Below are 13728 nucleotides of genomic sequence, written 5' to 3' on the forward strand. Positions count from 1 at the left end.
GCGGAGCCACGCTGTACGGAGCGGGTGGATGACTATGGGGAAGTTTGCCCACTACTCTGATTCTATGGTGGAGCAGGGACATTACCCCGAATATTGGGAAGCCGACGTCGTGTTGCGGGACGGGGGGACCGGCCATCTGCGCCCCGTTTCCCCCTCCGATGCGGACGCGCTGCAGGCCTTCCACATGCGGCAGTCGCAGAGTTCCATCTACCTGCGGTTCTTCACCTACAAGGCCAAGCTCACCAATAAGGAGCTGGAGCGCTTCACCAATGTGGACTACCGGGACCGGGTGGCGTTCGTCATCACCATTGGTGATGAAATCATCGGCATCGGCCGCTACGACCGCCTCGACGATCCCACCGAAGCCGAGGTTGCCTTCAACATAGCCGACGGCCACCAGGGCCGCGGGCTGGGGTCCATCCTGCTGGAACACCTGGCCGCCGCCGCCCGCGAAAACGGCATCCGCCGCTTCTCCGCGGAAGTCCTTCCCGAGAACCGCAAAATGATCGGAGTCTTCGCGGATGCCGGGTACGAGGTAAGCCGGCACTTCGACGACGGCGTGATCGCCCTGGACTTCAACATCGACCCCACCGAGAAATCGCTGGCAGTCATGGAAGCACGCGAACACCGTGCCGAGGCCCGCAGCGTGGCCGACCTGCTCTCGCCGTCGTCCATCGCCGTCATCGGAGCCAGCCGCGAATGGGGTTCGGTGGGCTACCAGCTGCTGGAGCACATCATCGAGGGCGGCTTCAAGGGATCCGTCTACGCCATCAATCCGGAAGCCTTCGAACTGGCCGGCATGATTTCCTACAGCCGGATTTCCGAAGTGCCGGAAACGGTCCAGCTGGCCGTCATCGCCGTGCCCTACGAACAGGTCCTGGAGGTGGCGGACGAATGCGCTGCCGCCGGGGTTAAGGCCCTGCTGGTGGTGACTGCCGGTTTCGGACCGAAGGGCCCGGAGGGGCTGGCCCGGCAGCGTGCCCTGGTCCGACGTGCACGGGCCCACGGCATGCGCGTGGTCGGGCCGGCGTCGCTGGGCCTGATCAACACCCGGCCGGACGTGTCCCTGAACGCTTCCATGGCACCGGCGCTGCCCCGGCGCGGGGGACTGGGGCTCTTCAGCCAGTCCGCCGCCATCGGCGTCCTGCTCTACGCCACTGCCCAGCGGCGCGCGCTGGGACTGTCCTCCACCATCTCCGCCGGCAACCGGGCCGACGTCTCCGGCAATGACGCCATGCAGTACTGGGAGGACGACGCCGATACGCGCGTGGTGGCCATGTACCTGGAGTCGGTGGGGAACCCGCGTAAGTTCTCCCGCCTGGCCCGCAGGCTGGCGCGCACCAAACCCGTGATTGTCGCCAAGTCGGACGTGACCGGCCTGCAGCTTCCGCCCGGCCACGCCGTGCGGACCACGCAGGCCCCTCCGGGCGCCCTGGACGCGATGCTCCGCCAGTCCGGCGTCATCCGCGTGAGCACCAACGAGCAGCTGATCGACGTGGCCCAGATTGCCGTCAGCCAGCCGCTGCCGCGCGGGCGCCGGGTGGCTGTCTTCAGCAACTCGGTGGCCCTGGGCCGGGTCCTGGCCGATGCCTGCACCGGACTGGACCTGGACATCACCCGCCTCGAGGCGGAACTGGCCCTGGACACCGGGATGAGCGTGGCGCTGCCGCAGCTGCGCCGCACGGTCACCGAGGTGCTGTCGGACGACACGGTGGATGCCGGCGTCGTCGCCATCCTCCCGGCGCCGGGACTGCGGACGGAAGCGATAGCCGCCGTTCTGGCCGAATGCGTGCAGGAGACCGGCAAGCCCCTGGTTGCCGCCTTCACCGGGATCGTGGACCCCCGCGCGCATGTCGAGGGGCTGCTTGCGGCGGACCCCGAGGTGCCCGGCGGCGGGTTGCCCTGCTTCAGCAGCCCCGGCGCAGCGGTCACCGCCCTGGCCTCCGTGGTGCGCTACACGGAATGGGCGCAGCGGGACCACGGCAGTTTCGTGGAACCCGCCGGTGTCGATACCGAAGGAGCCTCGGCCTACCTCGACTCGTTGATGGACCGGGTGGAAGGCGACGCCCTGACCCGGCTGGACCAGGAACAGACGGCAAGGCTCCTGGAGTTCTACCGCATTTCCGTGCTGCCCGCCGTCGGTTTTTCCACGCCGGACGAAGCCGTGGCCGCAGCTGAACAGCTTGGCTGGCCGGTGGCGGTCAAGACCCGTGAAGGGCACCTGCGCCACCGCCTGGACCTCGGCGGGGTGCGGCTGAATATTTCCACGCCGGAAGCACTGCGGACCAACATCGGGCAAATGCACCAGGCCCTGCGCCGCTACGGTGAATTCGAAATGGAAGTCCAGTCCATGGCCAACAGCGGGCAGGGCTGCCGGATCCGGGCCATTGAGGATCCGCTGCTGGGACCGGTGATCTCCTTCGGGCTCGCCGGTGACGCCACCAGCCTGCTGGATGACTGGGCGCACGGCGTTCCACCGCTGACGGACCGCGACATTGCCGACCTGGTGCGGGCACCCCGTTCAGCTGCCAAGCTCTTCGGCTACCAGGGACTGCCCGAAGCCGACATCGCAGCGCTGGAGGACCTCATCGCCCGGCTGGCTGTCCTGAAGGACGAGCATCCGCAGATCGCACTGATCGACATCAACCCGGTCCTGGTCTCCGCCGACGGCGTGACCGTGCTGAGCGCCGACATCCGGCTGGGCAACCCGCAGCGCCGCACCGACAGCGCCCGGCGCGCAATGCGGGACTGATCTGCTTACCTGCCCGCGCGCCATTTAGGCATGTAGGGGCGGTCTGGGGGAAACTGGAAGCATGTCGCCGTTACTTTCCGCTGAACGCCGCAGCCTTGACGCATCCATGGAACGGGCAGGCTTCTACCCGACGCTTTTGGCCGACGTGGTCCATGATGCCCTCGACGGCCGTGAACCGCTGTCCCATCTGATCCACCTCGAAACGCATTTTGAGCGTACCGAGGTGCACCGCCACATCACGGTCCTGGTGCTGACCGAGGACATGCTCGTCATCACGCACGTCGATGACCAGCAGCTGGATGAAGCCGGCGAGCAGATGATGGCGCAGGTCTCCACCGAATCCGTACCGGTAACGCAGATCCGCTCCGTAGTGCTGGGCTACATGTATGCCCAGCCGCAGAACTACAAGCCATCGGATCCGGCACGGGAAATGACCCTCGCCATTGCCTGGTCCGGCGGACAGCGCCTGGACATGGGTCCCGCCGGCTGTGCGGACCCCCAGTGCGACGCGGACCACGGTTACACCGGGACCATCGCGCAGGAAGACATTGTGCTGCGCGTCAGTGCGGAAGCCGACGGCGCCCAGGCGGTCCAGAACGCCAAGGCCTTCGCCCGCGCCCTTCGCAAGGTGAATACCGACACCACTGCGGTTCCCCGCCCGGTCGACGGCGGCGACCCGCGCCAGCGCATGCCCGGCATCGGCGGACGTTTCAACCGCGCCCACCCGCAGCGCTAGCACCGTGGCATCAAACCCCGCTGCTCCTGACCTCCTGCCCGCAGCACCGGCCTACGGAACCCGTTCCGTAGCGGACGTGCTGTCCAGCGCCGCAGCCGTGCTGGGCGTGCCCGGCTATGAGAACCTGCTGTCCCTTCCGGCGGCCCGGCGGGTCTGCGTGGTGATGGTGGACGGGCTGGGCCTGTCGCTGCTCAAAAAGCGCGGCGGGCACGCCCCCTTCCTGAAGGGGTTCCTGCCTACCGCGCGTACCCTCAGCGCCTCCTTCCCCACCACTACTGTTGCGTCGCTGGCATCCCTGGGCACCGGGCTGCCTCCCGGCCGGCACGGACTCGTGGGATACGACGTCCTGGATCCGAACCAGGACAAGGTAGTAAACATGCTCGGCTCCTGGGATCCGGGGGTGGACCCGCTGCAGTGGCAGCCCTATCCCACCATCCTGGAAACGGCCGCGGAGCACATTCCCGTGGCCACGGTCAGCCTGCCCCGCTTTGCCGATTCCGCCCTGACCCGTGCCGCGCTCCGGGGCGGCACGTTCATCCCGGCCTCCGGGGTGCACGCCCGGGTATCGGCCGCCGTCGACGCCCTGGCAGGTGCGGACCGGATGCTGATGTACCTCTACTGGAATGAGCTGGACAAGGCGGGGCACCGGTACGGTGCAGCTTCCCCGGAGTGGGGCAACGAGCTGGAAGAACTCGACAGTGCCCTGAAGCGGCTCGTGGCCAGGGTGCCGGCCGGCACCCTGGTGGTGTTGACCGCAGACCACGGCATGGTGGATGTCCCCGCTTCCCAGCGGTTCGATTTCAGTACCCAGCCGGAACTGATCGACGGCGTCCGGCACACGGCAGGTGAGCCGCGCATGGTCCATTTGTACCTGGAACCTGACGCGGGACATGATGCGCTCAGCCGGCTCAAAGCCGCCTGGCAGGCCGCCTACGGCACCCGGGCATGGATTTTCACCCGCGAGGAAGCAGTGCGTGCCGGCTACTTCGGACCCGATGTGGATGCCGCCGTCCTGCCCCGGATCGGTGACCTCATGATCGCCGCACGGGAGCAGATTGCACTGTTCGACACCCGCCGCGTTGCTGCCTCGGCGCTGGAGGTCACCGGCCAGCACGGGTCGCTCACCAAGGCAGAGTGCGAAGTGCCCCTCCTGGTCCTGGCACGCCCCGAAACGCGGAAGCGCGCGTCTTCTCCGGCGCAGGGAGGGAAGTAGCCATGGCGGAACTGGTCTTTTTCTCAGGCACCATGGACTGCGGCAAATCGACGCTCGCGCTGCAGATGGATTACAACCACAGCGCCCGCGGCCGCGGTGGAATCCTGTTCAGCCGCAATGACCGGGCGGGGGAGTCCATGATCTCCAGCCGCCTTGGACTGCAGACGCCGGCGGTTGAAGTGCGTGACGACACGGACTTCTGGGCCGAGGTGCTGCGCTGCAGGGCAACGGGGCACAACGTGGACTACCTGATCTGCGACGAGGCACAGTTCTACAGCGCGGCGCAGGTTGAGCAGCTGGCCTCCATCGTGGACGAGATGGACATCGACGTGTTCGCCTTCGGCATCACCTCCGACTTCCGGACCCGGTTGTTCCCGGGGTCGCAGCGCCTGGTTGAGTTGGCGGACCGCATGGAGGTCCTCCAGGTCCGCGCCCTGTGCTGGTGCGGGCGGCGCGCCACCCACAACGCCCGCACCGTGGACGGGGTAATGGTGACGGAGGGCGACCAGGTGGTGGTTGGCGACGTCGAATCCCGCACCCCGGCTCCGGCCCCTGCCGCCGAAGCGGAGCTGCCGCTGTTTGCGGATGAGCCGCTGTTCGAGGACCGGCCCTTGTTTGACGATCAACCGTTGTTCGACGCCGATGACCTGCTGGCTCCCGGCGCTGCAGGGTCCCCGGCGGGAACTTCGGCGGAAACGGCCCCCGTCATCGGTTATGAAACACTGTGCCGCCGGCACTACATGCGCCGGGTAACCGCACAGCAGGCAGCGGCCCTCGCAGACCCAGCGGAATCAGCGTCGGTGTGTTGCGTGGAGTCCAAGGCGGAAACGCCCTAGGCAGTACCTTCGCGTAGGGCGCGCCGGGATTCGCTCAGGGCCGGGATTCGCTTAGCGCCGGGATTCGCTCAGGGCAGCCCTGAAGGGCCTCGTCAGCGAATCGAACGTCCTCGGGGACTAGTCGCCCTTGGTCCCGAAGACAATCTCGTCCCAGGACGGGACCGAGGACCGCTTGGGCTTGATGGCGCGCCGTTCCTGGGCGCCGTCGTCCTTGCCCTCTGCCTTATCGGCGTCGGACGGCTGCTGGCCCTTGCCCCCGCTGGGCAGGCGGTCCCACGGGAAATCGCGTCCGGCGTTCTTGCGGGCGGGGGATTCCACCGGTGCCTCGTCCGGAACAGCGGTCTCTGCTTCCGCAGGCGGGTTGGGCGTTTCCTCGTCGGTACCGTCCGCGGCAGGTTCCCGGGTGGCCCGCCGGCGGAAGGGCCGCGCCAGGACGCTGATCTCCCGGGTCTGGGTAACGCTGCCGGGAAGGGCCACTGGATCCACCGGATCGTCGCTGTCCGCGGAGTCGACCGACGGCGCCAGGGTCAGGCGGCCGGTACGCGGCCGCTTGCCGTTGCTGTCCTCGTCCTCCGTATCGGGGCTGCCCTCCCGCGGGTGCGCCGCGGGGACGCTGCCCTTGGACAGCAGGGTTGCCAGGGCATCGTCGCCGTCTTCATCGCTGCCCAGCCGCTGGCCGCGCCGCGACCGCAGGACTTCGAGGATGTCGTCGGTGTCGTCGGAGGAGGCTCCGCCTTCTGCTTCGAAATCGAAGACGCGGTCCGCGACGGCGGCCAGGCGGCGGGTGGGCACGGGTGTGTCCAGCGGTTCCAGTTCGCTCAGGACCTGGGCCCAGCGGTTGGTGTTCGTAACGCTCTTGCGCAGCGGGCTGAAGATCCAGCGGGCCGGCGGTTCTTCGCCGACGGCGACCCGGGACTTCTCGGTGAGCTCGAAGCGGGCCACCACTTCCCAGGTTCCATCCGGGCGGCGCCAGGCATCCCACTCGACGGAATCGGGGTCCACGCCGAAGGAACGCAGCCGGTGCAGCACCATGTCGCCGAGGTTTACCGGATTCTCACCAAAGGCACTGCGGTAACCGTCGTGGGTGGCGGACATGGGCGCGGCAACTTCAACGCCCTGCGCCTGCCGCGCAACGTACTCACGTTCGGCGAGCACGGGGCCTTCGTAGCGGCGGATGTGCGCCAGGTCGTGGCCGGAAAGTTCGGCAACCTCTTCGGCGCTGGCGCCGGATCGGATCCGGGCCTGGATATCCCGCGGAGTCATGGTGGTGCCGGCCGCCGGAGCAGCCTGCGGTGCGGACCGGTGTACGGGGCGCGATGCCGCCACCCGGAGGGCTTCATCAATCCGGAGACGGAAGGTTTCCCCGCCCTTGCCGCTTAACAGCAGATGTTCGCCACCTTCATGGACACCCACCAGCCGTAGATCCTGCATCAAAAAGTCCTCCACCCGATAGCAATTCCTTCTTGAAACAATGCCATCCCCGGCGCCGAAAACCTAAGCTTTGCCCGGGTGTGGCGCATTTGGAAAGGGTGCAGGATTGCCGTCCCTGCGCGGGAGCGTACGTCCGGAGCAGCAGCCGGTTCGCTTTTTGGCCCTATGTGGGTAAAAATCTCTGCTTTACGGGCACAAAACAGGTATCCGTGGCGTTGATATCTCCGAGTCACCGACGCGGGTCCGTAAGAGCCGGTCCGCCCCGGGGCTCAGGCAGCAGCGAACACCATTCAAACGGACGGCGAGATAAGACACTATGGCGACAGGTTATGACGCCCCGCACAAGACCGGGGAAGACGCCGGAGAAGAGTCGATAGAGGAGCTCAAAACGCGGCGCACCCCTGTGCAGACAGCCGTCGTGGACGAGGACGAGGCAGAGGCGGCTGACAGCTTTGAGCTGCCCGGGGCGGACCTTTCCGGCGAGGAGCTGCTGGTCCGGGTCCTTCCGGCGCAGGCCGACGAGTTCACCTGCGCCTCATGCTTCCTGGTCCGCCACCGCTCACAGATAGCCCTGGAAAAGAACGGCATGTTTTACTGCGTGGACTGCGAGGGCTGATTCAGCGCCCGGAGGTGAGCGCCTCGACCAGCTTTTCCGGACGGCGCGTGGAGGTCAGCCAGTACGGCGTGCGGTCCGCCGGATCAGTGATTTCAATGCGGACCACGGGGGAGATCCAGCCGCGGATGCACATGTAGGCGGTAGCGTTCAGCGCCGGACCGCGCTGCATGGTGGCGTCTTCGCCCCGGAACGCCTCGACCTTGCCGATGAAGCGCCGCTCGATCTGCGCCCGTCCAACCTGCAGGGTTTCCGGGGTAACCCGGATCTGGGGTGTAGAGATCACCAGGAGCACTGCCAGGATGACTGCGGCGACTACGGCACCGGTAATGCCCGCAGCCAGGCTGATCGGGACAAACACAAGGATGCAGGCCGCGGCGAGGAGGGCGGCGACGAACCAGATCCCGAAGGAAGGTGTGAGGCGTTCGGAGTACAGCACGGTGCCGGCGGAGCTCTTGGAAGAAGGGCTCTTTGCAGAAGGGGATGACATACCCCCAGCTTTTCACCTTTGGCGGAGCATTTCATCCCGCGCCGTGCCGGTGGGCAAATGCCCGGCGGCCGTTCAGGAAAACGCGCTAAAGTGTGGTGGTTGGCCCGGTGGCCTGGGCCGAACGGCCCTGCCGCCCGGATGCTTCCACCGCCCCCGCAGCCGTCCCGGCTGCTGTTGTTGGAATCTATTGAAACCGGAGAAACTGGTGCAAGATGCAGGGACCACGCTGAAGGTACAGCTGAAAATGCTCGACGACGGGCTGGAACCGCCGTCGTACGCGCACCCCGGCGACGCCGGAGCCGACCTTCGCTCCCGGATCGATTTCACCCTTGAGCCGGGGGAACGGCAGCTCATTCCCACCGGTGTTTCACTGGCCCTGCCTTTCGGCTACGCAGCTTTTGTCCACCCCCGGTCCGGGCTCGCCACCAAGCACGGCATCAGCATCGTCAATGCGCCCGGGACCGTGGACGCCGGCTACCGCGGAGAAATCTCCGTCACCTTGATCAACACGGATGCGACGCAGCCGGTGACGCTGCGGCGCGGCGACCGGATTGCCCAGCTGGTGATCCAGCGTGTGGAAACGGCCGAGTTTGTTCCCGTCGATGAGCTGCCGGATTCTGTCCGGGGTGCCGGGGGATTCGGCTCCACCGGAGGATTTACCGCAGTTCCGGCCTGACCAGCAACCGGACCGCGGACGGCGGCCGTACTTAGAACTTGCAGACAAGAGAGAAGGAACTTCGGTTATGGCATTTGGGCGCCGTAAGAAAACCAAGGCAGAGGAAACCGCCGGGTCGGAAGCAGCAGCGGAGAATGCGGCCGCAACGGACACGGACCCGGCAAACGCCGACGCCGGCAGTGACGCCGTGCAGGCTCCCGCAGCCGGTGGTCCCTACGACCTGAGCGAGCGGCCCTCCGAGGAGGGCTACGTTGATCTCGGAGCGCTCCGGATCGCCGCCTCCCAGGGGCTGCAGCTGCGCCTGGAGGTCGAGGAAAAGACCCAGCGCGTGGTTGCCGTGACGCTGGACCTGGAGGGATCCAGCCTTCAGCTGCAGGCCTTCGCCGCTCCTCGGTCGGAGACCCTTTGGGACGACATCCGGGACCAGATCGGCAAGTCCGTGGGGTCGCAGGGCGGCACAGTGGATGAACTCTCCGGTACGTTCGGCACCGAGCTGCTGGCCCGGGTGCCTGCGCAGGCACAGGACGGCTCCAAGGGCTACCGTGTGGCCCGCTTTGTCGGTGTAGACGGTCCCCGCTGGTTCCTCCGCGGAGTCTTCGGCGGCCCGGCAGCCATGAATCCCGAAGCCGCCGGCCCCCTGGAGGAAGTCTTCCGCAACGTAGTGGTGGTCCGGGGCGAGCAGCCCCTGCCGCCGCGCGACCTCCTGCAGCTGCGCCTGCCCCGCGATGCTTCCCCGCTCCCGCGTGCCGACAAGGGTGCAGCCAAGCCAGCCGCACCCGAGCGCGGCCCGGAAATTACGACGATCGGCTAACCGGTGCCAGCCGTTACCGCTTCCACGCACTGCGCGAGCATCAAGTCCCTCCCGGAGCGCGGCCGGGCCTACTGCCGCGGCTATGTCTCGGCCATCACAGTGGTTCCGGCCAACGACCCGCCGCGGTTTACCGCCGTGGTCGAAGACTCGATGGCCGCCTACCGCGAAAGCCCCCTGGCGTCCCGGGCGAAGGTGCGCCTGGTCTGGGTAGGCCAGCGCAGGGTGCCGGGGATCGAAGCCGGAACCTGTCTGGCGTTCGAGGGCATGGTGTCCAATGTTGACGGCCGCCCCACCATCTTCAATCCGCGATACGAAATCATTGGACGCCCGGAGGCCGACGCATGAACACACCCAAGCAGCCGGAAGAGGGCCAGCCGGACCTGAACCAGCTCGCCGGACAATATGCGGCCCGGGCCGGAGTGGAACGCCGCGACGACGGGCAGATCGATGTGCTCAAGTCCGTCGGCGGTGTCCGGGGACTCGCCGAGGCGATTGTTCCCGGGCTACTCTTCACCCTGCTTTACACCGTGGGGGCGGAGCTGAACGTCTCGCTGGGTGCGGCCGTAGCCGCTGCAGCCGTGTTTTCAGCGGCCAACCTTCTCCAGCGGCGCCCGTTGATGCAGTCGCTCACGGGTGTGGCAGGCGTCGCCATCTGCGCCTTCGTGGCACTGCGCAGCGGTGACGGCGCCACGTACTTCGTCCCCGGGTTCTACCTGAACGGCGCCTACATCCTGGCGTTCCTGATCTCCATCGCAGTGAAATGGCCGGTTGCCGGACTGTTGTTCGGGATGATCCGCGGCGAGAACCTGGACTGGCGCGCCGCTCCGGTCCGCCTCAAGGCCTACACCTGGGCCAGCTGGATCATCGTGGCGGTCTTCGCCCTCCGGCTGGCCGTCCAGCTGCCCCTGTTCCTGGCGGACAATGTTGCCGCGCTGGGCACCATGCGCCTGGCTATGGGTGTGCCGCTTTATGCGCTGGGACTCTGGCTGGCATGGGTGGTCTCCCGGCCCTCGGCCGTCGTGGCCCCTGAATCCGCGAGCGGGTCCGGTTCGGCTGCGGGGGACTCCGCCGCCGCGGGGGATCCCGCAGCGCCCGACTCGGCGTCCAGGGATTCCTGACGGACTTGAGCGGCCGCCGCGGCCGCGGCCGGGGACAGGACTGCGCGCAGTTCGTCTTCGGCCGCAATCGTGGTGATGAAGAAGAGCTCGTCACCCGGCTCCACGACGTCGTCGTTGCTCGGCGTGATGGGCGCGTCGTCGCGCAGGATCGCAACCACGGTGGCATCCAGCGGCCAGTCGATGGATCCCAGGGTCCGGCCCGTGAGGTGCGAATCGGCGGGAACGGTGAACTCCACCATTGAGGACACACCGGTCTGCAGGCTCAGCAGCCGGACCAGGTCGCCGATCTCCACGGCTTCTTCGACCAGGGCTGTCATGAGGCGGGGCGTGTTCACCGCCACGTCCACTCCCCAGGAATCATCGAACATCCAGTCATTCTTCGGGTTGTTCACGCGGCCCACGGTCCGCGCAACGCCGAATTCGCTCTTGGCCAGCAGCGAGACCACCAGGTTGACTTTGTCATCGCCGGTGGCGGACACGACGACGTCGGCTTCCTCCAGCTGTGCATCCTTCAACGTGGTCAACTCGCAGGCATCGCCGATCAGCCACCGCGCTCCGCGCAGGCCGCTGCGGCCCACGCACTCGGGCTTCTCGTCAATCAGCAGGACATCATGGCCATGGGAGAGCAGCTCCTTGGCGATGGACGAGCCCACGCTGCCGGCGCCGGCAATAACAACTTTCACAGGGACTCCTTGGCTGGTTCCTTGGACAGGATCTTGCTGATTTCCGCGGTCCGGTCAACGGACATCATCGCGTGCAGGACATCACCCTCCTGGTAGCTGCTGTCCTGGCGCGGCAGGGTCCCTTCCCCGAACCGGGTGACATAGGCAATGCGCACCCCCGCGGCCGTCTCGATGCTGGACAGCGACCGGCCCAGCCAGCCCCCGTGCAGGGACAGCTCACCCAGGATCAGCCGGCCGGAGGACTCCCTGAAGTCGCCGTTGATGCTCTGCTCGGGCAGGATCCTGCGCAGGACCTGGTCCGCGCTCCACCGAACGGCCGCCACCGTGGGGATGCCGAGCCGCTGGTAGATTTCCGCGCGTCCCGGATCATAGATGCGCGCGACGACGTGCCCTACGTGGAAGGTCTCACGCGCCACGCGGGTGGCCAGGATGTTTGAGTTGTCGCCGCTGGAAACGGCGGCAAAGGCATAGGCCTCTTCGATGCCCGCTGCCTTCAGCGTCTCGCGGTCAAAGCCGACGCCGGTCACCTTGCGTCCGGTGAAGGTCTGCCGCAGCCGGCGGAACGCCCGCTCGTCCTGGTCGATGATGGCGACCGAATGGCCGGCATTGTCCAGGGTGTGGGCGAGGCTGACGCCTACGCGCCCGCACCCCATGATCACGTAATGGGCCAACTGCCCTACCTCGGTTTCGGTTTGGTCCTGTCGCGGACTGCCCGCCGCAGGAAGCGGCCGCACAGCCGTCCGCGCAATAAAAACAATCAACGCCAGCTTAGTCCCGACGGCGCCCCAAATAGCACCGGGCTCGGCTCCCGTGGTGAGATGGAGTTTTAGGTTCCATGAAGGAAGTACAACCACCCCATGTCTATTGAACTCACCATCGGCGCCCCGGCCCACGGCGGCCACTTCGTTGCCCGGCATGAAGGGCGCGTCGTCTTTGTCCGGCATGCCCTGCCGGGGGAGCGGGTCCGGGTCCGGCTCACCGAATCCGGCGAGGACGCCAAGTTCTGGCGGGCCGACGTCGTCGAGGTTCTCGAGGCGGCAGAGGGACGCCGGGAGCATTTCTGGAAGGACGCAGACGCCCTGCGCGCCGCGGCACGGGGAAAGCTGCCCGTGGGCGGCGCGGAGTTCGGACACATTGACCTGCCCGTCCAGCGCCGGCTGAAGGCGGAGGTCTTCGCCGAGCAGCTGCGCCGGCTCGGCGGGACCGATCTGGTCCCGGAGGTTGAACCCGCACTCGAGGAAAGCGCCGACGGGCTGGGCTGGCGTACCCGGGTCAGTTTCTCGGTGGCGCCCAGCGGCCGGCTGGCCATGCACGCCCACCGCTCGGATGAACTCATTCCCGTCGAAGAAATGCCGCTGGCCTCCGGGGCGATCAACGCCCTGCGTCTGTGGGAGACGGATTTCACGGGAATCGAACGTGTGGAGGTAGCCGCTCCGGCTGCCGGCGGACAGCCCCTGGTCCTTCTGATCCCGGCGGCGGGAACCCACCCGCGGATTCCCGCGCGGATTGCCGGCAACCTGCCCGACGGCGTGTCCTTGGCCGCCTGGGACCCGGAGAGCCACGAGCTCACCCGGCTGAAGGGACGGACCTGGGTGCAGGAAACGGTGCTGGGCCACGACTACCGGGTCACCGGTGCCGGCTTCTGGCAGATCCACCGCTCCGCACCGCAGACGCTGGCCTCGGCAGTCCTCGAAGGGCTCCAGGTGCAGTCCGGGGAATCCGTGGCGGACCTGTACGCAGGTGCCGGGCTGTTCACGGCTCCGCTGGCCGCGGCCGCCGGGGAATCCGGCCGGGTGCTCTCGGTGGAAGGATCCCCGGGCGCCAGCCGTGACGCCCGGAAGAACCTCTTCGCCGCGCCCCAGGTGCAGATCAGCCAGGGCCGGGTGGACAAGATGCTCCGCGAAGCCGGGGACCTCGACGTCGTGCTCCTGGACCCGCCCCGTGTCGGGGCCGGGAAAGCGGTGGTGCAGCAGATCGACGCCGCCGCGCCCCGCGTGGTCGGCTACGTGTCCTGCGACCCGGCGTCGTTCTCCCGGGACCTGGGCTATTTCCGTGCCGCCGGCTGGGAAATGGACAGCCTGCGGGTCTTCGACCTGTACCCGCATACCCACCACATGGAGTCCTTCGCCGTCCTGCGCAAGCGCTAGCGGGACCGTCGCCGGCACCGGAAACGCCGCCGGCGACGCCGGTCACGACGCGTCGTGGCCCATATCTCCTCCGGGCGCCCCTGTAAAGGCTAGGATGGGAAGCAGTTGTCCAGTACTGCGCCTTTATGGGGGAGTTCTCCGGAAATTTCTGTTTTCGGAGGAATCGTTGCCCAGGCAGGGGGCCTGTGTCGGCAGGAAATGAACCACCGGTTTCCATGCCGC

13 protein-coding genes and 1 pseudogene are annotated in these 13728 nt (G+C 67.3%); 10 read left to right on the plus strand and 4 right to left on the minus strand.

Annotation, left to right across the window (positions count from 1 at the left end):
• Positions 1–64: 64 nt before the first annotated feature.
• The 4 genes from N2L00_RS06495 (at position 65) to N2L00_RS06510 (ending at position 5537) form a co-directional block, all read left to right on the plus strand.
• The gene (locus N2L00_RS06495; protein WP_255765873.1) at positions 65–2752 is read left to right on the plus strand and encodes a GNAT family N-acetyltransferase; all 2688 of its coding nucleotides are present in this window, start codon (positions 65–67) and stop codon (positions 2750–2752) included.
• Positions 2753–2813: 61 nt separating this feature from the next.
• Entirely contained in the window at positions 2814–3488 is a 675-nt protein-coding gene (locus N2L00_RS06500) for a DUF5998 family protein (RefSeq protein WP_255765874.1), read from the plus strand.
• Between the two features lie 4 nt (positions 3489–3492).
• Positions 3493–4701, plus strand: a complete 1209-nt coding sequence (locus N2L00_RS06505; RefSeq protein WP_255765875.1) for an alkaline phosphatase family protein — start codon at positions 3493–3495, stop codon at positions 4699–4701.
• Positions 4702–4703: 2 nt separating this feature from the next.
• Complete coding sequence (locus N2L00_RS06510; protein ID WP_255765876.1) at positions 4704–5537, plus strand: thymidine kinase; 834 nt, start codon at positions 4704–4706, stop codon at positions 5535–5537.
• A 117-nt stretch (positions 5538–5654) separates the two neighbouring features.
• Here N2L00_RS06510 and sepH read toward each other — a convergent pair whose 3' ends face one another.
• Complete coding sequence (gene sepH / locus N2L00_RS06515) at positions 5655–6968, minus strand: septation protein SepH (RefSeq protein ID WP_255863228.1); 1314 nt, start codon at positions 6966–6968, stop codon at positions 5655–5657.
• Between the two features lie 316 nt (positions 6969–7284).
• On the opposite strand from sepH, the gene N2L00_RS06520 reads away from it, so the two are divergent.
• Positions 7285–7584, plus strand: a complete 300-nt coding sequence (locus N2L00_RS06520; RefSeq protein WP_255765878.1) for a DUF4193 domain-containing protein — start codon at positions 7285–7287, stop codon at positions 7582–7584.
• Position 7585: 1 nt separating this feature from the next.
• Here the strand turns inward: N2L00_RS06520 and N2L00_RS06525 are convergent, their stop codons facing one another.
• Positions 7586–8071: a DUF3093 domain-containing protein gene (locus N2L00_RS06525; protein ID WP_227922439.1), complete on the minus strand. Its 486-nt coding sequence runs from the start codon at positions 8069–8071 to the stop codon at positions 7586–7588.
• Positions 8072–8276: 205 nt separating this feature from the next.
• Here N2L00_RS06525 and dut point away from each other — a divergent pair, with 205 nt between their 5' ends.
• From dut to N2L00_RS06545, 4 genes and pseudogenes are all read left to right on the plus strand, one after another.
• A complete protein-coding gene (dut, locus tag N2L00_RS06530) occupies positions 8277–8747 on the plus strand; it encodes a dUTP diphosphatase (RefSeq protein ID WP_255765879.1) in 471 nt (156 codons plus the stop codon).
• 67 nt (positions 8748–8814) lie between these two features.
• Positions 8815–9558 (plus strand): DUF3710 domain-containing protein, encoded by a 744-nt coding sequence (locus N2L00_RS06535; protein ID WP_255765880.1) that lies wholly within the window; start codon positions 8815–8817, stop codon positions 9556–9558.
• Positions 9559–9561: 3 nt separating this feature from the next.
• On the plus strand, positions 9562–9903 hold the full coding sequence (locus tag N2L00_RS06540; protein WP_255765881.1) for a hypothetical protein: 342 nt from the start codon (positions 9562–9564) through the stop codon (positions 9901–9903).
• A pseudogene (locus tag N2L00_RS06545) lies at positions 9900–10508 on the plus strand (DUF3159 domain-containing protein); the annotation flags it as partial. The gene N2L00_RS06540 and the pseudogene N2L00_RS06545, both read left to right, overlap by 4 nt.
• Positions 10509–10525: 17 nt before the next feature.
• Here the strand turns inward: N2L00_RS06545 and N2L00_RS06550 are convergent.
• The gene (locus N2L00_RS06550) at positions 10526–11359 is read right to left on the minus strand and encodes a TrkA family potassium uptake protein (RefSeq protein ID WP_255765882.1); all 834 of its coding nucleotides are present in this window, start codon (positions 11357–11359) and stop codon (positions 10526–10528) included.
• Positions 11356–12030 (minus strand): TrkA family potassium uptake protein, encoded by a 675-nt coding sequence (locus N2L00_RS06555; RefSeq protein WP_255863227.1) that lies wholly within the window; start codon positions 12028–12030, stop codon positions 11356–11358. The genes N2L00_RS06550 and N2L00_RS06555 overlap by 4 nt, the downstream gene beginning before the upstream one ends.
• Positions 12031–12216: 186 nt before the next feature.
• On the opposite strand from N2L00_RS06555, the gene N2L00_RS06560 reads away from it, so the two are divergent.
• On the plus strand, positions 12217–13506 hold the full coding sequence (locus N2L00_RS06560; protein ID WP_255863226.1) for a class I SAM-dependent RNA methyltransferase: 1290 nt from the start codon (positions 12217–12219) through the stop codon (positions 13504–13506).
• Positions 13507–13728: the final 222 nt, after the last annotated feature.

The organism is Arthrobacter sp. zg-Y1171, from assembly GCF_025244845.1.
Lineage (GTDB): Bacteria > Actinomycetota > Actinomycetes > Actinomycetales > Micrococcaceae > Arthrobacter_B.

Coding starts and splice junctions, on each gene's coding strand:
- N2L00_RS06495 (WP_255765873.1), top strand. CDS start 65: ATGGTGGAGCAGGGACATTACCCCGAATATTGGGAAGCCGACGTCGTG.
- N2L00_RS06510 (WP_255765876.1), top strand. CDS start 4,704: ATGGCGGAACTGGTCTTTTTCTCAGGCACCATGGACTGCGGCAAATCG.
- N2L00_RS06500 (WP_255765874.1), top strand. CDS start 2,814: ATGTCGCCGTTACTTTCCGCTGAACGCCGCAGCCTTGACGCATCCATG.
- sepH (WP_255863228.1), bottom strand. CDS start 6,968: ATGCAGGATCTACGGCTGGTGGGTGTCCATGAAGGTGGCGAACATCTG.
- N2L00_RS06535 (WP_255765880.1), top strand. CDS start 8,815: ATGGCATTTGGGCGCCGTAAGAAAACCAAGGCAGAGGAAACCGCCGGG.
- N2L00_RS06525 (WP_227922439.1), bottom strand. CDS start 8,071: ATGTCATCCCCTTCTGCAAAGAGCCCTTCTTCCAAGAGCTCCGCCGGC.
- N2L00_RS06560 (WP_255863226.1), top strand. CDS start 12,217: ATGTCTATTGAACTCACCATCGGCGCCCCGGCCCACGGCGGCCACTTC.
- N2L00_RS06520 (WP_255765878.1), top strand. CDS start 7,285: ATGGCGACAGGTTATGACGCCCCGCACAAGACCGGGGAAGACGCCGGA.